The 18,096-nt window shown below is 57.2% G+C and carries 14 protein-coding genes; 6 read left to right on the forward strand and 8 right to left on the reverse strand.

Annotated elements, in window-relative coordinates; genetic code table 11:
• Positions 1–78: 78 nt before the first annotated feature.
• Positions 79–1,311, reverse strand: a complete 1,233-nt coding sequence (locus tag Q0915_RS02465; RefSeq protein WP_299472907.1) for a DUF1176 domain-containing protein — start codon at positions 1,309–1,311, stop codon at positions 79–81.
• Between the two features lie 146 nt (positions 1,312–1,457).
• On the opposite strand from Q0915_RS02465, the gene Q0915_RS02470 reads away from it, so the two are divergent.
• On the forward strand, positions 1,458–2,768 hold the full coding sequence (locus Q0915_RS02470) for an adenylate/guanylate cyclase domain-containing protein (protein ID WP_299472909.1): 1,311 nt from the start codon (positions 1,458–1,460) through the stop codon (positions 2,766–2,768).
• Between the two features lie 153 nt (positions 2,769–2,921).
• Here the strand turns inward: Q0915_RS02470 and Q0915_RS02475 are convergent, their stop codons facing one another.
• Entirely contained in the window at positions 2,922–3,458 is a 537-nt protein-coding gene (locus Q0915_RS02475; protein ID WP_299472911.1) for a dihydrofolate reductase family protein, read from the reverse strand.
• A gap of 1,051 nt (positions 3,459–4,509) precedes the next feature.
• On the opposite strand from Q0915_RS02475, the gene Q0915_RS02480 reads away from it, so the two are divergent.
• Both Q0915_RS02480 and Q0915_RS02485 read left to right on the forward strand, forming a co-directional pair.
• Positions 4,510–5,031 (forward strand): hypothetical protein, encoded by a 522-nt coding sequence (locus Q0915_RS02480; RefSeq protein ID WP_299472913.1) that lies wholly within the window; start codon positions 4,510–4,512, stop codon positions 5,029–5,031.
• A gap of 217 nt (positions 5,032–5,248) precedes the next feature.
• Complete coding sequence (locus Q0915_RS02485) at positions 5,249–5,677, forward strand: hypothetical protein (protein ID WP_299472915.1); 429 nt, start codon at positions 5,249–5,251, stop codon at positions 5,675–5,677.
• Positions 5,678–5,996: 319 nt separating this feature from the next.
• Here the strand turns inward: Q0915_RS02485 and Q0915_RS02490 are convergent, their stop codons facing one another.
• On the reverse strand, positions 5,997–6,284 hold the full coding sequence (locus tag Q0915_RS02490; protein WP_299472917.1) for a GIY-YIG nuclease family protein: 288 nt from the start codon (positions 6,282–6,284) through the stop codon (positions 5,997–5,999).
• A 421-nt stretch (positions 6,285–6,705) separates the two neighbouring features.
• Between Q0915_RS02490 and Q0915_RS02495 the strand changes: the two genes are divergently transcribed.
• Positions 6,706–7,917 (forward strand): MFS transporter, encoded by a 1,212-nt coding sequence (locus Q0915_RS02495; protein ID WP_299472919.1) that lies wholly within the window; start codon positions 6,706–6,708, stop codon positions 7,915–7,917.
• A gap of 26 nt (positions 7,918–7,943) precedes the next feature.
• Here Q0915_RS02495 and Q0915_RS02500 read toward each other — a convergent pair whose 3' ends face one another.
• From Q0915_RS02500 to uvrB, 4 genes are all read right to left on the reverse strand, one after another.
• The gene (locus Q0915_RS02500; protein ID WP_299472921.1) at positions 7,944–8,318 is read right to left on the reverse strand and encodes a VOC family protein; all 375 of its coding nucleotides are present in this window, start codon (positions 8,316–8,318) and stop codon (positions 7,944–7,946) included.
• A 104-nt stretch (positions 8,319–8,422) separates the two neighbouring features.
• Positions 8,423–9,895, reverse strand: coding sequence for a dGTP triphosphohydrolase (gene dgt / locus Q0915_RS02505; protein ID WP_299472922.1), 1,473 nt, complete (start codon positions 9,893–9,895; stop codon positions 8,423–8,425).
• 15 nt (positions 9,896–9,910) lie between these two features.
• A complete protein-coding gene (locus Q0915_RS02510; RefSeq protein ID WP_299472923.1) occupies positions 9,911–10,105 on the reverse strand; it encodes a hypothetical protein in 195 nt (64 codons plus the stop codon).
• 155 nt (positions 10,106–10,260) lie between these two features.
• Positions 10,261–13,284 carry an excinuclease ABC subunit UvrB gene (gene uvrB, locus Q0915_RS02515; protein ID WP_299472924.1) on the reverse strand — a complete coding sequence of 1,008 codons (3,024 nt, stop codon included), beginning with the start codon at positions 13,282–13,284 and terminating at the stop codon, positions 10,261–10,263.
• A gap of 298 nt (positions 13,285–13,582) precedes the next feature.
• Here uvrB and Q0915_RS02520 point away from each other — a divergent pair, with 298 nt between their 5' ends.
• A complete protein-coding gene (locus Q0915_RS02520) occupies positions 13,583–14,569 on the forward strand; it encodes a hypothetical protein (protein WP_299472926.1) in 987 nt (328 codons plus the stop codon).
• A gap of 153 nt (positions 14,570–14,722) precedes the next feature.
• A complete protein-coding gene (locus Q0915_RS02525) occupies positions 14,723–16,315 on the forward strand; it encodes a D-Ala-D-Ala carboxypeptidase family metallohydrolase (RefSeq protein ID WP_299472928.1) in 1,593 nt (530 codons plus the stop codon).
• A gap of 46 nt (positions 16,316–16,361) precedes the next feature.
• Here the strand turns inward: Q0915_RS02525 and Q0915_RS02530 are convergent, their stop codons facing one another.
• Complete coding sequence (locus tag Q0915_RS02530; RefSeq protein WP_299472930.1) at positions 16,362–17,861, reverse strand: diguanylate cyclase; 1,500 nt, start codon at positions 17,859–17,861, stop codon at positions 16,362–16,364.
• Positions 17,862–18,096 lie beyond the last annotated feature (235 nt).

Here is an 18,096-nt window from a genome sequence, read left to right on the forward strand (position 1 = left end):
TTTCACTCTCACCATGTTCCAGGTCGCGCCAGGCTCGGACCCGCAGACTTGCGTCGAATCTTCGCCGCCGGAGCTCGCTCAACCGCCCATCTCGTCGATGGTCCAGCTGAGCGGCCAGCCTTCAGGCGGGCCGAAGACGCCGTCGCAGTCTGATTTTTCCAGGTATTCGACAAGTTCATAATCACCGCTCTCCGCCATAACCTCGTGGCGTTCGTATGCACCGCAGTCGAAATTCGGAGAATAGTAGGTCGTTCCCGTCACCTGACCGGTGTCCGGATCGTAGAATAGGTTGTTGACCAGCGCGTGGTTGGGCTGGTTGAAGTCCGGGGGCGTCTCGAACTCCTTCCACTCGTCGAGCGACGGATTGAACGGGATATGGACCGCCATGTAGTAGGGCACGTTGGCGTCCGCCACGGTGCAGGGAACGATCCAGGTCTCCACGTCGCCCTCGGCGTAGAACTGAGCGCCGTAGGCGGGAAGGGTTTCCGCCAATTGGCAATCCAGCGTGCGATATCCCATCATCTGAATGCTATCCGGCAATTCGTCGACCGTGTAGACCAGCCCCCTTGGCCCGGATGACGCATCCTGAGAGGGCATGACGGGCGTCGGCAGATCGTTCGCCGGAGGTGCGGACGCTGCTGCTGTGTTACGCTGCGGCGCTGGTTCAGCAGTCGATGTATCCTTCGGTGCAGTTGCAGACTTGGTGGTGGCCGGGGCGATGGCGACGGTACCGTCGGCCGGCAGACCGCCCCAGGCAACGGCTGCATCCAGGCGCCCGATGCGGTTCTGCTCTTCGTCCATTTTCAAGAGCGCATGGGTCAGGCCCGAAAGTTTTACCCAATATGTGAGCGTGCCGGTTGAGCCGCCATAATCGATCTGGATGCGCGCATCCTCGCCAAGACGCAGTTTTTCGATGAGATCCCGGTCGGCATCGCCGCCGAAGGTCATCTCGTTGCCGGTGTAGATCTTCGAAGCCGTGCCGAAGTACCCGTAGTTCTCTTCTTCCAGGCTTTCGATCTCGAAGCGGGCACGCATGCCGACGCCGAGCACCGTCGTCGGGCGGAGGGTGACGAAGACATCGCTGCCGGGTTTGGCTCCGCGCTCGATCTTCAGGCGGAAAGCCTCGTCGTTCGAGCTTTCCCCTTCGGTTTCGGCAATGCAGTAATTGTTTTCGTCGCAGCGGATCGACCAGTCGCCATAGGTCGTTCGAGCGAGTTCGGCGCTGGCGGGTCCACCCAGTGCAACTGATAGGAAGGCGGTTGTCAGCAGTTTCTTCACGAAGTCCCCCCAAAGGCCGAAGCGAGTCGTCATGCAAGACTGGCCCCCGCACAGCATGGCGCCGGAATTGCCGGTGTCAAATGAGATTTCCATCGCCTGGGCCGAGAATTCGAGACGTGGCACCTTCCGGGACCTATATGCTGTTCCTGACCTGATGCCGTGACCCTGGACGTTTGCGCTTGAGCCTGACCGACACCAATTTGCCCGACGGAAGAATAGCAGCAGACGCGGACCGGCTCGGTCAGGCCGAGCATCAGGGGCTTCGCCTGGCAATCATCTGCCGGACGGTGGCCGTCGGGGCGGCTTTTCTTTGGGTTGGCGGGACTTGGGCCTTTACCGGCTTTTACCCGAACCCCTGGATCTTTGTCGGGCTCGGCGCGTTTACCGCAATCGGGATCGTCCACGCGAGCGTTATCGGCACGCGGTTCGACAGGTGGTGGATGAAATATGCGATCTATCTGGTCGATGCGATCGGGATCTGCATGACGTTTGCATTCTTCCCGATCAGCCGAAGCGGCGACGTTCCCCAGATCTTCGCCTTCCGTGCCTATGGCATCTATTACCTCTTCCCGCTGGTTGCGATGGCAACACTGTCTCTGTCGCCGCGTCTGGTCCTTTGGACCGGGACCGCGGTGGTCTTGGGCTGGTGGGTGGCCTTTCTGATCGTTGTTGCCGGCATGGAGCGCACGCTTTCGTGGGGAGACCTTACTCCGGGAGCCGGGTTTGACGCCTATGTCGGTGTGTTCCTGTCGCCCGATTTCATCGGCAGTGGCAACCGGGTGGAAGAAACCGGCTTTTTGTTTATCGCCACTGCCATCCTTGCACTTGCTGTCGTCAGGGCGCGGCGCGTGTTCCGCGCCCAGGTGAAAGCCCAGGCAGAGCGCGAAAGAGTGGCGGCAACACTCGGACGTTATGTACCTGAGGCGATCGCCAAACGCCTGATCGATGATCCCGCGGCGCTTGCTCCGCAGGAGCGACATGCGGCGATCCTGGTGATGGATATAGCCGGCTTCACCGTCTATTCCGCCAGCAGGTCCCCAAGCGAGGTGATCGATCAGCTCAACACGTTCCTGGCGGGTTGCGCCGATGTCATCGCCCGTCATGACGGCGTTGTCATCCAATTTACCGGCGATGGTCTGATGGCATCGTTCGGCACGCCCATCGACAGTGCTACCCCCGAACAAGCGGCAATTAGCGCAAGCCGGAGCCTGCTCGGTGAGGCGGAACGCGCCGGCTTTGCCATCCGCGTCGGTCTTGCCGCCGGTGCAGTTGCCTCCGGCAGCATCGGCTCTTCCAACCGCCAGGCGTTCACGGTCTATGGCGACACGGTCAACCGCGCTGCGCGGCTCGAAGCCCATGGCAAGGTTCTCGGAAAAGCAGTCCTGTTGGATGAGGCCGTGGCTGCACACGCGGGTGAGGAGCCGGTACGGTTCAGTGGTCAGGAGCTGAGAGGCATCACCGGCAAAGTGGATGTATTCGCACTTGGTTGAGCAAATCCACCCAGCTCGACCCCGGTCCTGGACCGGGGCCAGATCACCTGTTTGAAATAGTTTCCGTGTTGGTTCTGAACGCCAGTGCGTTCTCTGCAGCCGCGCCTTCTTTGGACGAGCTAATTCGCGCGACGATCAGTGACCGAAGGATCGTCAGCCCGGCCTGATCTCGTAGTCCTCGAGCACATGACCCGTGTCATATCGCTTCGTCCCGGTGCAGAGGAAGCTGGACCGGCTTTCCGCGCCTGCGAACAACCGGACGCCACTGCCGATCACCACCGGCGATCGTTTGAGACGGAGGCGATCGATAAGGCCCAGTTCAAGCACGGCTCCGGCGAACGACCCGCCGCCGCAAAGATAGACCGGACCTTGAGATGTCTCCTTCACCGTTTTGAGACCCTCGGGCGTCAGCGCACGTTCAATTTCGATTTCGGTGTCTTCCGGGCATTGCAGTGACTCGGAAAAGACGATTGTTCGCATGTGCTTATAGGGATTTTGGCCCGGTTTCAGACCGAACCTGTATCCGAATTCATATGTTGCGCGACCCATGATGGCCGTCGTGTAGTCACCCAGGCGTGCAAAGTAGTCGTCGACCACCTCTCCCTCGTGCGCAAATTTGGATATGTCGCCACCAGGGCCCGAGATAAACCCGTCCAGCGACACGGCAACGTCGTAGATGATTGGATGCATAAGATGTGCTCCGCATGTAAGTACCCAATGCCCGGCAGGGCGATTTGCTGAATGGCACTTACTTGATCATTGACGGAGCACTCCTGTGTTGAGCCGGACCCTAAAGCAGCGAAGGTTTTGCGTCAAATGCGCGCGAACGACATCCGCAATGCCGTGTCCGAGCCCGCAGCATCAAACCGCAAGCCGCTGCTTTCTCCGACGTTTGGTTTTGCTCCCGTTCCGAGGATGGCGCCGAGCCTGACACCGCGCCGGCCTTGAGACGGGGCCTGTCAGCGGTGAACCAAAGAGGTCCCGGATCGGGTCCGGGACGGCGCTGAATGATTGGTGAGAGGCGTGAACTCCCACAAATGGCGTGCAATGCTTTCGCCGTTGCTGCGGATTTGAGTGTATCCCCGATCAAGCCGGGGATGCCCAAAATTGTTTGAGGCAACAAGGCAGCACCTGAACGTTGCCGCCCCGGCCTCGAGCCGGGGACTAACGGCGTCGAACGAGAGAGGTCCCGGATCAAGTCCGGGACGGCGTATCGTTTACGGGCAAGGCATAGGAGCCGCCAGTCAGTCAGCTACGAACAAGTCGAAGATGCCCAACAAAGATTGCGGCAACGAAGTCCCACAGAAATGTCGCCGCCCCGGCCTTGAGCCGGGGCCTGCCGGCGGCGAACGAGAAACTCCCCGGATCAGGTCCGGGACGGCCTGGCGGCTCGGTACAGACTTTTTCCACTCCCGAAAGGTGCAAGGAACACATCCTTCGAGACGCCGCTTGCACGGCTCCTCAGGATGAGGCTTTGTTTGCGGCGTCTCCGTTTTGGGGTTTCAATCACAGGGCCCTCATCCTGACGAAGCGCGTAAGCGCTGTCTAGAAGGATTGGCCAGTCCTACGAATGACCGTCAACGTCACAATTGCCGCCATGTAGACGAAGAACTTGATACAGCTGATCGTGCTGCAGAATAGTCTTTCGACCTCTCAGATTGACAATTTGACCAATGCTTTTCACTCAAAGTTTATTTTCTCCAAGTAATTCAATCTCAGATTGAAATTTCTGGAGCAACCTATGTCTCTCAAAAATTACTTTGCAATTGGTTTTATGGGTGTGATCGTCTGGATTGCGTATGGCGTTTTCGAGAAAAGGCAGGCTGAAATCGCACAGGTTATCGAAGAGCATAATCTTGATGAGGTTCAACTTGCCGCCTACAAGGCCTGCGACAGTCAGATGTCCGGCAAACAGCTCAATCCGCAGAACCCGAATATCAAAGTGTTCAACGGGTCTGTGCCGATTTCCATCTGTGCCTGTCAGGCAAAGGAAATGGTCAAGGTCATGCTGCCCGGGAACTATTCGAGCCACAGGCGGATTGTGAAGTCGATCACCAACGGCGAAAAAGATACGCCCACAGAACTGATTGAAACCCAGGTGGTTGCCCGCTATTCGCCTTCGGTCGCCTTTACAAAGCTGCAGCGGTCACTTCTGGGTTGTATTTCCGACTATCGTGTAGAGCGTGAGGCGCAGCAACGGGAGACGATCCGGAAGATCTGCAATTCTCCCAGTTCACGGGATACCCATCTGTGCCAGTCTTGAGATGTTGGCTGGCTGCCGTGCAGATGTGCACTGACCTGATCTAGACCGCCCATTTGGCGCTAGGTCACCGGTCTTGTCTGCAAGAGGCCCCGAAACCAGTCCGGGACCGGGCGGTTCTCGAGCGGCGAGAACAGCTGATGCACGATCGCACCGGAGACCACGGAAAAGGCCGGGTCTTGCAAGTCTAAGATCCCATGTTGGAGTTTCGGAGATAGTCATGCCCCTCAAAGGCTTTTTCGCTTTGGGTTTTGTTGCAGTGATCCTCTGGTTCGCCTTTGGCGTTTATCAGGACAGGCAGGCTGACATCGCCAGGATCATGAAGGACTACGATCTTGATGAGGCACAGTTCGCCGCTTACACGGCCTGCGATGAGCATGTGTCGGGCATGCGCCTCAAGATCACCGACAAGTCCGTGCCTGTTTCCATTTGCGCCTGTCAGGCAAAAGCGATGGCAACAGTCATGCTGTCCGGGAAATTTTCGAGCCACCAACGGGTCGTGACGTCAATGACCGACGGCGAGGAGAAGAGCGTTCCTTTTGAATTGAAGGGTGCACACCTGCGCGCCGGTTACTCGCCGGCATCAGGCTTCAAGAAGCTGTACCTGTCGCTAACAGCGTGTATTTCCGACTACCGGGAAGACGTGTAGGCGCTGCAGTTGGGGCAGGCCTGGCAAATTTGCGACGCCCCAAGCACACGAGATGTGAACCTGTGTCACTCGTAAGGGGAGGCCTTTTCGGGCATGTATCTCTTTTCATTGGATTTTCTCTGGTATCTCTTTGTTTTCTTGCACTCAAGACCTCTCCTATTGCCGCTCCGGTCTTGAGCCGGGGTCTAACGGCAGCGAACCAAAGAGGTCCCGGATCGGGTCCGGGAAGGCGTTTTCATTGGGGCAGGGCATTGAAATCTATACTAAATGTCATCCCCGACTTGATCGGGGATCCAATCCACCTGCCCGCATATTCAAGTCAGCGGTTCAGGTCTTCATAAAGCTCCCGCCACTCCCGATTAAACTTCTCAATTGTCTGCACCTTCCACGCCCTTGGCCAGCGTTTGAGACGCTTCTCGCGGGCGATGGCTGTATCCGGCGTGTCGAAGGTTTCGTAGTAAACCAAGTGGGTCACGCCATATCGTCGGGTAAACGCGCTACCAGCCTTTTCCCGGTGTTCATGCACCCGTCTTGCCAGGTCATTGGTGACACCCGTGTAAAGGGTCCCGTGCTGGCGGCTGGCGAGGATGTAGACGAAAAACGCCATACCCGGTTGTTGCGTGGATTGGATCCCCGATCAAGTCGGGGATGACCAACAATGCTTCAGGCAAAGCAGTCACTTCAAAAATGTTTCCGCCCCGGCCTTGAGCCGGGGCCTAACGGCAGCGAACCAGAGAGGTCCCGGATCAAGTCCGGGACGGCGCATCGATTGCGGCAAGGCATTTGAGCCACTCAGTCAGTCTTCCTGGACAAAATTAGGGATGACCAATGTGTTTGCGGAAATGAGACCGCCCAAAACGTTGCCGCCCCGGCCTTGAGCCGGGGCCTGCCAGCGGCGAACGAGAAAGGTCCGGGATAAAGTCCGGGACGGCGCAAGAGTGAAGGTTTGGAGCCCGTGCGCTCGCGTTTCGGGTCGTTCAGAAACAGCCGCGTTCCTATTGTGCCGGGCAAACTTAAGGAGTTTGCCCTTGTCCACCATTCACCGCCTGACAGGTGCGGCCTACGGGATGCACTTTGCTGATCAGATTGCGCTCGTTTCCGTTCCGCTCGTCGCTGTCCTGGCCTTTGGGGCATCGCCTGAAGTCATAGGTGTTCTCGTCGCCTGCCAGTCAGCGGCTCATCTGATCGGCTCGATGCCCTTCGGTGTCCTTATCGACCGAAAACAGTTGCGTTCCCTTGCCATTACATCAGCTTTGACGTCCGTGGCAGGTTTTGGCGGGGCTGTTGCAAGCATTTTGTCCGGGACTGTTTACTGGTTTGGCGTTGCGATTACCTTGGCCGGGTTTGGTGTGGTCCTGTTCGGCCTGACGGCTCTTTCCATAGTGCCTCGAGCAGTCTCTCCTCTACATTTGGCCAGGGCAAACGCCAGTATCGAGATCCCGCGTGCCATCAGCTCCTTCGCTGTCCCGCTGGCCGTTGGCCTCGCCATCGACAAAGCGCCTGCCTCATTTATATTCGCCGTTGCCTGCGCCGCATCAGCTGTTGCCGTGGTGGCATCGGTGTCTCTGCCGAAGTTCGATATTGTGCAAAAGCCGGCGTCAAGAGTTCTCCCGCAGATCGTGGAGGGTGCTCGGTATGTTGTCCGGCATCGGCTGCTGCTGCCTATCTCGCTTTGTGCGGTTTTCTGGAATCTCGCCTTCGCGGCGCTGCTGGTCATCATGGTCCCCGCGATAAAGGAGATTTATCGCCTTGATCCGGGAGCATTTGGCATCTGTCTCGCTGCATTTGGATTGGCTGCCATTTTGGGGAGTTGGCTGGCGGGCCGTTTTTCAAATCGGATCTCGCCTTCAGTCATCCTGCTGTTCGGGCCGGGGAGTTCGGTGCTTGCGGCTTGCGGTCTGCTTGCGATCCAACCGGGGACGCAGGAATTCTGGCTTTACGCCGCTTTCTTCCTCCTCGGCTTTGGGCCGTCGATGTGGCTCGTCGTCCAGAACTCGGTTCGTCAGCTCGTCACGCCGCCTGCGATGCTCGGACGGGTGAATGCGGTCATCCAGACGGCCATCTATGGCATAAGGCCACTGGGCGCGCTTCTTGGAGGTCTTGTGGCAGGTTCCGCCGGCCCACAGGCCGGGCTTGTTTTCGTGGCAATTGCCTATCTTGCGTCATTTGCCGTTTCGGTCTTCAGCGGTCTCCGGTCGGTCACCAGCTTCGGGTCCCTGGGGTTGCCCTCTAGCGACTGAGCCGGCCGTTCGAGAAAACGCTGTTGTCAGTCTTCCTGAGTCGAGATCCACCAGACGATGCCGTTCGGGTCGGCGATCCCGCCGCGATAGTCGCCATCGCTGGAGCGGCTCATCTCCTGGACGATCTGACCGCCCGCCTCAACGGCCTTTGCAAATGCGGTGTCGGCATCTGCGACATAGACATGCACATGAGCAGCGACGGTTTCCGGCATTTCGCCGAGCATGATGACGGTATCGTCGAGACGCGCCTCGGCATGCTTGATCCCGGCACCGCCTTCCCGGGTGTGAATGCGCAGCCGGGTGGCCAAGAACGCATGCTCCAGAAACCGAAGCGTCGCTTCGGCATCGCGCACGATCAGATAAGGGCTGGCGGACGTATAGCCGTCGGGTTTCCAGGACATGGGGAGAAGTTAGCACGCTGTGTCGATGGGTAAAAAGGGACTTTGCAGCGCGGTCGTTTTTTTACGGTGTTCTTGAAAACCTCGTTCATTTGCATTTGTATGTTTTACAAAGGCTTATGCATCGTCATTCCATTTGCACCGTAAAGTCTTGTGTAGAATTCAATTGCATATCTATCAGTCATGCCGGCTATGAAGTCACAAGCAGTTCGGTACCGATTTAGCTCATCGCCACCGCAATAAGTCTCTCTGAAGTCATCCGGCAGTAACCTTTCACCACCATCCTTTATAATTGCTTCGAATATCTTTTTTACGATGTCTCGCCCTCTATACTCTACAACTTGTAGTGCGGGAGCGCGAATTATAGTTTCAAATGTTATGTTTTTCAGCACTTCCACTATGATAAATGTATATACGTCGAGCCGCGCTTGGTGCAATTGCGGGTATTTCTTATGCTTTTTTACTTCAATGCCGTTGAGGGCCATTTCAACCAATTTGGAAGTAAATCTTGTCCGATAGTATCCGTTTTCAGCCAAAGTTTGCGCTGCCTGTTGCGACTGTGCAGCATAGTACATTTTCTTTGCTTCTGCGGACATCTTTCTTTTTTTAAGTAACTTGTACTCGTTTTTTCCAAATTCAAATAATTCTTCAACGAAAACGTAGTGCAGTATTTCTTGAACGTCGCTTGTGTTAACTTTCATGTTTGGGTGGTCTGGATACTGTTTCTTCAGTCTTTTGTTGATTGTTTTGACAACGTTCTCATAGATATTTGATGGAAGTACAAATAGGTCCAAAGGTTTCTTGAATCCGCTTTTGAATACATCTTCGAGGTCATACGTCGAATATGCAATATCATCTGCAATATCCATAATGCTGCATTCAATTGTTTTAAACTTCCCTCTGAAATATTTTCCTAGTACGGCTCTCTTTATTTCTTTGACGAGTTCGAAGTCGCCTCTGTAGTACCCCTTTACTACTTCTTCTTTGTTCTCTCTGTCTCGGCTTCGTTCTGGAATAGGGTTGTCATATTTCAACACAGAGGCGAGTGATCTGTAGGTAAGCCCAAGACCACGCCGCTGATCAGAGCCATCTTGGTCGAATACTATGTACTCGCTGGTTGCTGGCAGAGCATTTTCTTTCTTTTCAAGCCGAGAGAGTATTCTAAGTGTCTGTGCATTCCCTTCAAATCCACCATGGTCGCGCATGCATTCATCCAACGCTTCCTCGCCGTTGTGACCAAATGGAGGGTGTCCTAAATCGTGTGCTAGGCCGGCAAATTCAACTAAATCAGGTTCAATTTTTTTGTTTTTGTTTTTAAAGAGTTTATGAGTTTCATTTAGCTTAATGGCAATTGATTTGGCAATTTGTGCAACTTCTAAAGAGTGCGTAAGTCGATTTCTGAAAAAATCGCTTTCGACTCCAGGAAATACCTGAGTTTTACCTTGAAGTCGCCTGAAAGAAGCAGAATGTAACAACCTAGCATAATCTCTACGCCAAGCGCTACGATAGGGTTCCGTACTGGCAATTTTACTTGCGACGGCGTGGCGCTTAGAATCTGTCTTGCGATAGAGACCCGGCATTGGGTTATTTTGCCCTTACTTTTTTGCGTTTGCGAACTTTCCCGTAGCTATAGATCTTCTAATCGATATCCATTTGTCGTTCGTTGTATTTTCAGCTGCATGCTGCAGTGATTGAATATCTCGGCGCACCGTCTGATAAAGCCCACTGTCACGGTTTTCGCTACCCTTGATTGAAGGTGCTGCCTGCTTTTTAACGTTGCGATCTTTCATGTCAGATCTCCCCAAGACACTTGTTCACACTAAAGCGAGTCAGTTTTGTTTGGTATCATATTCACTCTTTGTCGTCGGAATAAGTTGATTTCGAGTGAAAAAAATAGATGCCCTTGTATTGTACACAGCCAAAATGGGGCCTCTGTACCGATTAATCACTGCCCCGGCCGCCCGCTCTTCTTCGGTCGTCCGCGTCGTTTCTTCTCGTCCACCGGATCTTCATAAGACCCCGCGCCGATCTTGCCGCGTCGTACAGGCTGCACCGGATCGTCGTTGCCGAGGGGCACTTCCGTTCGGCCGACCGTCATTTCGTCAAGCGTGTTCTTGCGCACCTTGGCGCTGGGGGCGGGGAGGGCGGATTTCTGTTTGGCAGCGCGGGCGCGGTCTTTTGCGGTTTCCTTTTTCTTGCCGCTGGCACCTGCCTTGGTACCGCCGGCGCCGAATTTCTTGGCGCCTCTGAAGCCGCCGGTCTTGGCGTCGACGTCGGACTGCCGGGCCATGGCGTCGTCGGCGACGGCGAGTTCGGTTTCCTGGAGGCGTTTGATCTCGTCGCGCAGGCGTGCCGCGGTCTCGAAGTCGAGATCGGCGGCGGCGTCGCGCATCTGTTTTTCCAGGTCCTCGATATGGGCGGCGAGGTTGTGGCCCACGAGAGAGCCTTCCTCGGCAAAGCCCGCATCCACCGTGACGTGGTCCTGCTCGTAAACGCTGTCGAGAATGTCGGCGATGTTGCGCTTGACGCTTTCCGGGGTGATGCCGTGCTCTTCGTTGTAGCTTAGCTGCTTTTCCCTGCGGCGGTTGGTTTCGGCAATGGCCCGCTCCATGGAGCCGGTCATGTTATCCGCGTATAGAATGACCTTGCCTTCGACGTTACGCGCCGCGCGGCCGATGGTCTGGATCAGTGAGGTTTCCGAGCGCAGGAAACCTTCCTTGTCGGCATCCAGGATCGCGACCAGCGCACATTCCGGAATGTCGAGTCCCTCGCGCAACAGGTTGATGCCGACCAGTACGTCGAAGGCACCGAGGCGCAGGTCACGAAGGATTTCAATGCGTTCCAGCGTGTCGATGTCCGAGTGCATGTAGCGCACCCGCACGCCGTTTTCGTGGAGATATTCCGTCAGGTCCTCCGCCATGCGCTTGGTCAGCGTGGTCACCAGCGTTCGATAGCCTTTTTGGGCGACCTCGCGCACTTCACCCAGCAGATCGTCCACCTGGCTTGAGGCCGGGCGGATTTCTACCGGTGGGTCGATCAGGCCCGTCGGGCGGATGACCTGTTCGGCGAAGACGCCGCCGGACTGTTCCATCTCCCAGGAGCCGGGGGTCGCCGAAACGGCGACGGATTGCGGCCGCATGGCGTTCCATTCCTCGAAGCGCAGCGGGCGGTTGTCCATGCAGGAGGGCAGGCGGAAGCCGTATTCGGCCAGTGTCGCCTTGCGGCGGAAGTCGCCCCTGTACATGGCGCCGATCTGCGGAATGGTGACATGGCTCTCGTCGGTAAAGACGATGGCGTTGTCCGGCAGATACTCGAACAGGGTGGGGGGCGGTTCGCCGGGCTTGCGGCCCGTCAGGTAGCGCGAATAGTTCTCGATGCCGGCGCAGGAACCGGTCGCCTCCAGCATTTCCAGATCGAACATTGTGCGCTGTTCAAGCCGCTGTGCTTCCAGCAGGCGGCCATGCGTGTTCAGTTCCTCCAGCCGGTGCTTCAGCTCTTCCTTTATCGACTTGATCGCCTGGTTGAGCGTCGGTTTGGGCGTGACATAGTGCGAGTTGGCGTAGATCTTGACGCTTTTCAACTCGCCCGACTTCTTGCCGGTGAGCGGATCGAACTCGGTGATTGTCTCGATCTCGTCGCCGAACAGGGAAATGCGCCACGCCCGGTCTTCATAGTGGGCCGGGAACAGTTCGATTGTATCGCCGCGCACGCGGAAGGCGCCGCGCTGGAAGGCGGCATCGTTGCGCTTGTATTGTAGGGCGACCAGATCGGCGATCAACTGGCGCTGGTCGATGCGTTCGCCGACCTCGATGGCGAAGGTCATTGCCGTATAGGTCTCGACCGAGCCGATACCGTAGATGCAGGAGACCGAGGCGACGATGATGACGTCGTCGCGTTCCAGCAGCGAGCGCGTGGCCGAGTGGCGCATGCGGTCGATCTGCTCGTTGATCGAGCTTTCCTTCTCGATATAGGTGTCCGTGCGCGGGACGTAGGCTTCCGGCTGGTAGTAGTCGTAGTAGGAAACGAAATACTCGACCGCGTTGTCCGGGAAGAAGGATTTGAACTCGCCGTAAAGCTGAGCTGCGAGGGTCTTGTTGGGGGCCAGGATCAGCGCAGGGCGCTGGGTGCGCGAGATCACCTGGGCCATCGTGTAGGTTTTGCCCGAGCCGGTGACACCGAGCAACACCTGGGTCTGCTCGCCGGTTTCCATGCCTTCCACCAGCTCGGCAATCGCGGTCGGCTGGTCGCCCTTGGGTTCATATTCGGACTTCAGGTCGATCTCGACCCCGCCCTCCGATTTTGCCGGACGGTCCGGCCGGTGGGGCACCCACATTTCACCGTTCTTGTGCAGCGGATTGCCGGATTCGATCAGCGCTGACAGGGCTTCTACCGTGGCGGTCGCGCCCTGATTGCCGCCGAGATCACCGTAGCGGCCATCCGCCGCCGATTTCTTCTTGTTGTCCTTCTTGTGCTGCTTGAGCTTTTCCTCGAGCTGTTCGGCCTCCTCCAGAGACATGTCGAGGCCCGCCACCGGGTTCAGGCCACCTGCCGCCCTTTCCCGAGCACTTTCGGCTTTGCCGATGGAGGTTCCCCGCGCCGATTTTGTCGGCTTTTCGACCTTGCCTTTCGCCTTCGCTCCTTTTGGTGAGAGCTTCGCCTTGCGGCCTTCCTGAACATCCTTGGCGACCGCGCCGTCGCCGCCTGCGCGTTCGCGCTCACGCGACGAGGTGCGCGCGGTGCGGCTGATCGTTCCGGGTGCGCCGGGGGCAAGATCAAGATCCTTCGCTGCGGCCGGATCCTTGATCTTTGATTTGGGGGCCGGCTTTTCAGCCTCGTCGGCGATTTCGGCGGCCCAGTCGCTGATGGAGCCGGAGAGCGGCGCACCGGACAGCGGTTTTTGCGGGGTTTCGCCGAACCCTTCGGGCGCGGTTGTGTCTTCGGATCGGGATTTGGAGGAACGCTTCTGCATGGGGGCAATATGGTCCTGTTCCGCGCGCGAGGAAAGGGGGATCGGACCAGTTCCGGAGGCTTTTCAGGACTTCCTGTCAGTCTCCTGACATAAGGGTGTCAGGAGAGAGCGAATTCCGCCTGTCTTATGGCGTCTCGTTTGGCGCGAAGACCGCGTGCCAAAGGTCATTTCGGGGAACTAGATGTGGGTAGGTGCCCGTAACGGCACTTCTTTAGGTTGCTAATGCGCGCATTGGCCCGTTAGGCTTGGAAAGTCGGTGATTCCGCTCCTGCGGGCCCGGCCCGTCGGGGGATACAAGTTGGCTGGATTCGCTGGAGCGCGGGGGGCGTTTTTGGGTGAGCGTGCGGCGCTTGCAGCGCTTTTTTTGCCGCTGTTGTCCTTTGTCGCCGGTTGTTCTGGCATTCCGGTCGAAACACTCACGACCTATGCCGATGCATTCACGCAGGCCCGGGATGCCGGCGATCTGCTTCTGGACGAGATATCGCCAATCGTGTCGGGCAGAACGACGTCCTCCGGCAACGCCAAGTGTGGCACGTCGCGCCTGGGGTATCCGCAGTGCTTCGATCCAAGTGTCGCACGAAGTGGAAATGGGACCCGTATCAACGAGGACCCGGCGATCGTGGCCCGTCGCGATGCCTTGTCTGTCGTTTCGATCTATAACGGTATGCTGGTTGATATTGCCGAGGGCAAGAACACAGCCGCCTTCAACAATCGGGTTGACGAACTCACGACGCTCGCCAATTCCGTGTCTGCTATCGGCGTTGTGCCAAGCGGTGGGCTGTCCGCGCTGGTACCGCCGAGTGCGACATATGCCAGAGACATCGCCCAGAGGTTTGGGCAGGCGCGGGCCAATGCCGCAGTTCGACAGTCAATCCTGCAAAGCAAGGGCGATATTCAGGAGCTTTTGCAGGCACTTGGTGACGACACCAGCCAGATCTACACCATTTTCCTGCGAGCCCGTGAAATCGATCTCGTGAACATCAGGGCAGAGCGGCGTATCGCAGAACTTTCCGGCAACACGCAGGCGGTCGGGCTCGCGAACAAGAAGTTCAGCGCGACCTCAAGAAGCATCGCTGAATTTCATGAAAGCCTGACAGCCTATGTCGAATTGCTTGAACAGACCTCCACAGCGCTCGACGTGCTCGTGGCGGCGGCCGAAACACCGCAGGTGACAGTTGCCAACCTGACAAAGGTGGCCGTTGAAGCCGAGGAAGTTCGCCGCCGGTCGGACGAGTTCTGGGTGGCAATCCGGAAGGTCCGTCTTACCGCGATGGGCAGTCGCTAAACGGCGCCCTTTTGTCGATAGGCCAGACGCAATTCGCAGCTTTTGAATTTTCAAACACTTGTATTGCTTGCGCCACTTCGCGTTTACTTTAGGTCAGCTCCGGGAGAGACGTCTCAAAGTGTCCGCCCGAGGCGTTTTTCAGAGGGGGTTGCCATGGATTCACCAGAAGAAGTGCTTGCAAAACTCAATAATGAATTGTCGGCGGCCAATCTGATTGATCTGATTGATCAGGCGCAGTCAATTGAAGAAGTTGTCGCGATACAGAAGTTTGCCAATGAACTGCTCGGAAAGCGGCTGCTTGAGAGTGTGGCGGGATTTCGGGCCGGAACGCGCCGCTTTTTGAACGTGACCGAGAACATTCTCAAGTCGATCGACGATCTGGACACGAGTTTTTTTAAAATCACTGCGGACAGGGATCCTGACGCGGCACCGGCGCTGGCCGCTCTCAACAACCGGCTTTCCGAAGCGCTGCGCCTGTTCCACGACGACGAGGGTCTGCGCAAAACCCATAACTCGGAAGAGCAGGCCGAGGACCTGGAGGACGACGAAAAGAAACTGGCGCCGGTGATCGATCCGGTATCCATTCCCGACGACATTGTGCCGGACAAGATCCTGGTTGCACCAAAGACCTCGACCAGCCGGGAATTTGCCGAAATCGCGGATGAATATGTCAGGTTCTTCGTCTCGGCGGGCTACAAGAACGACCGCGAGGCCCTCATCAAGAAGTTTGCGCTTAAGGCCGTTGGCAACCAGTCGCGCTATGAAGCCGTGGGCACGCCGCTCGGCATTCCGTGGTGGTTCATCGCCGGGATCCACCTTCTGGAATCGACTTATAATTTTTCGACGCACCTCCACAACGGCGATCCACTGAAAAAGCGGACGTTTCGTGTTCCTTCGGGCAAGCCGAAGAAATGGAACCCGCCGAATTCCTGGGAAGCAAGTGCGCAGGATGCCTTGCGCCACCAGAAACTCGCCGGGTTGAAGGATTGGTCCTTACCCAGGGCACTCTGGCGCTGGGAGCGCTACAACGGTTGGGGATACCGGAAAAAACGCTTGCCGACACCCTATCTGTGGAGCTTTTCGTCGATCTACGACAAAGGCAAATACGTCGGAGACGGTGTTTTCAGCAAGACGGCTGTCTCCAAGCAGTGCGGGTGTGCGACCTTTCTGAAATTCCTGCATGAAAACGGCCATGTCGACCTGAAGCTGGACCTCACCAGCGAGGACGAGCAAAACCAGCCTGACTCCGATGCGGATGTCAGTGCCGTCGTCGACAATAATCAGCCGAACATTGATGACAACGTCCCGCCGGAACATCTTTTTCAGGCTTTCTTTGACGAAAACCTTCCCGATATCAGGCATTTCAAGTGGCACGAATTTCTGATCAAGGGCGGTTCGCATTCAAGCAATGGTCTGAATACGGATCCACCCGAGCATCTGTGGGAGAATGTGTTGCCGCTGGCCCGGGCCCTGGATGAATTCAGAGACCAGATTGGTCTGCCGGTCGTCCTCACCAGCGTATATCGAAGCCCGGCCTATAACGCCAAGATCGGAGGGGCGACGCGCAGTCAGCACATGGCGTTTACCGCGGCCGACTTCAAAGTTGCCGGCGGCGGTGCAGGCGGAACGTCCGATTGGGCAAGCCGTATGAAGGCGATACGTGCATCCGGTCTGTTTGAAGGCGGGATCGGTGTCTACAACACATTTGTGCATGTCGACGTGCGCGGCACCCGGGCCAACTGGTAAACCGGAACGATGTTATTTGCCGGGATAGTATGACCCCGTTCTCGCCTTAAGCCGACCGTTGGCCCTGCTGGCGTCTGTCGGCAACCACGGTTGGTTGCTGCCGTCTATAGAGATCCTCGATGCAGACCGCCATGTTGCGTCCGTTTTCCTTGGCGCAGTAAAGCGCCTGGTCGGCGAGAGCAAGCAGGTGTGAGGCCGTGTCGGCGTGTTTTGGCGCGGTTGCCCAGCCTATGCTGACGCCAATCTGCGCGAGGCCGCCTGAGACAGGAATGGGCTGTGCAATTGCCTCGATCAGCATGTCGCATAGCCAGCGCATGCGGTTCTCATCAACAGGGCCGGTCAGGAGCGCCATGAACTCGTCGCCGCCGGTTCTGGCAATCAGGGCGTGCTTTGACAAAACGGTACGCAGGCGATGGGCTGCCTGTCGGATCACCATGTCACCGGCCTCGTGCCCGAACGTGTCGTTGACCGCCTTGAAGCGATCGAGATCGATCGCCATGACGGCGCAGGGAGTGGTGTGGCACTGGGCGATGGCTCGCTCGAAGGCATTGTGAAAGTGCGGACGGTTGGCGAGCCCCGTCATCAGGTCATGGGTTGCCATGCGCCGGTTAAGGGACTCGCTGTCCTCCAGTGCCCGCGATTTCTGTGCCAGCTTACGCGCGAAAAACACGCCAATCGCGACAAACACCAGCACGAGCACGGCTGCAATGGGTCCGATGGCGTTACGGATCTTGCTGCCAGGCGCTTCGCTCGTCCACTCAAAATATCCGATCGGCTTGTGGCCGTGGACCGCGACGGGAACGCTTGCAGCGTGATGGTCCTCGCCCGCGACATAGATGAAATCCTGCAAGAGCAAGGTCTCGCCGATTTCGGACAGAAAAGCTTCTTCGATCAGGGCAACGGACACGATGACACCCGGAGGTCCGTCCGGCAGCGACAGATCATCGGATTCAGGCACAATGGCCATGGCGCTGACGAGAGCCGGTTTTCCGGCGACGTCGCGGACATCGGTCGCGTAGATCGGGGCGAGTTCGCCTTTTTCGACGTATTTGACCTTGTAACCTTCCGCGGCCGGGCGGCGCACGGCCTGGTAGCCGATCCTGGCCTTGGCGACGAGGTCACGGGTTGCATCGAGGATCTCCTGGCCAGCAGCGGGCGGAACAATCTCGTCTTCAGCGGCAACCAAGATGGCCTTGTTGTGACCGTCCACGATCAACGTCCAGTCATGATGGAAGTCGAGCCACATCTGCCGGGCGATTTCATGGGCAAATGCATCGTCGATCCGGTCGTCAATCTGCACTTCACGCGCTGTCTTGTCGTTGACCGCGATGAAGGTCTGATGCCGCGCTTCCAGCTCGAGACTGTGCTCCAGAGCCTCGGTAACCAGGGCGCGCTCGTGACGCAAGGCAAGCTGATCTGCGCGGTGTGTGGTGCTGATGAAGAGATAGACCATGGCAAAGACGCCGCCGGCCAGAAGCATTGAAATCGATGCGTATGCGAGGTGACGCAGGCGAACCTTTTGCACCGTCTCCTCACCCTGCTTCATCGATGTATTCCTGGTTTGCCTGTCCCGTTTCACGCCCCGGCTCCTTGTTCACAGAAGTCCCTTACCCTGGAGAGTGATGACATGCCGACGGTGAAAACGAGGTTTGCAACTGGCGTGAATGGCCGTGTTTTGCGAGTCTGGGTTAATGCGCGGTTAGGCCGCGCATGCAAGTTTTAGGAAGACCGTGAGACCTTTTTTCAGAAGTTGCTGCGGCGAAGCTGCGAGGAGGTTTTAC

The organism is uncultured Roseibium sp., from assembly GCF_947494555.1.
Lineage (GTDB): Bacteria > Pseudomonadota > Alphaproteobacteria > Rhizobiales > Stappiaceae > Roseibium.

Bases quoted from the DNA above. Each gene is read 5' to 3' on its own strand.
- Q0915_RS02465 (WP_299472907.1), bottom strand. From the start codon at position 1,311: ATGACGACTCGCTTCGGCCTTTGGGGGGACTTCGTGAAGAAACTGCTG.
- Q0915_RS02475 (WP_299472911.1), bottom strand. From the start codon at position 3,458: ATGCATCCAATCATCTACGACGTTGCCGTGTCGCTGGACGGGTTTATC.
- Q0915_RS02480 (WP_299472913.1), top strand. From the start codon at position 4,510: ATGTCTCTCAAAAATTACTTTGCAATTGGTTTTATGGGTGTGATCGTC.
- Q0915_RS02485 (WP_299472915.1), top strand. From the start codon at position 5,249: ATGCCCCTCAAAGGCTTTTTCGCTTTGGGTTTTGTTGCAGTGATCCTC.
- Q0915_RS02490 (WP_299472917.1), bottom strand. From the start codon at position 6,284: ATGGCGTTTTTCGTCTACATCCTCGCCAGCCGCCAGCACGGGACCCTT.
- Q0915_RS02500 (WP_299472921.1), bottom strand. From the start codon at position 8,318: ATGTCCTGGAAACCCGACGGCTATACGTCCGCCAGCCCTTATCTGATC.
- dgt (WP_299472922.1), bottom strand. From the start codon at position 9,895: ATGCCGGGTCTCTATCGCAAGACAGATTCTAAGCGCCACGCCGTCGCA.
- Q0915_RS02510 (WP_299472923.1), bottom strand. From the start codon at position 10,105: ATGAAAGATCGCAACGTTAAAAAGCAGGCAGCACCTTCAATCAAGGGT.
- uvrB (WP_299472924.1), bottom strand. From the start codon at position 13,284: ATGCAGAAGCGTTCCTCCAAATCCCGATCCGAAGACACAACCGCGCCC.
- Q0915_RS02525 (WP_299472928.1), top strand. From the start codon at position 14,723: ATGGATTCACCAGAAGAAGTGCTTGCAAAACTCAATAATGAATTGTCG.
- Q0915_RS02530 (WP_299472930.1), bottom strand. From the start codon at position 17,861: ATGAAGCAGGGTGAGGAGACGGTGCAAAAGGTTCGCCTGCGTCACCTC.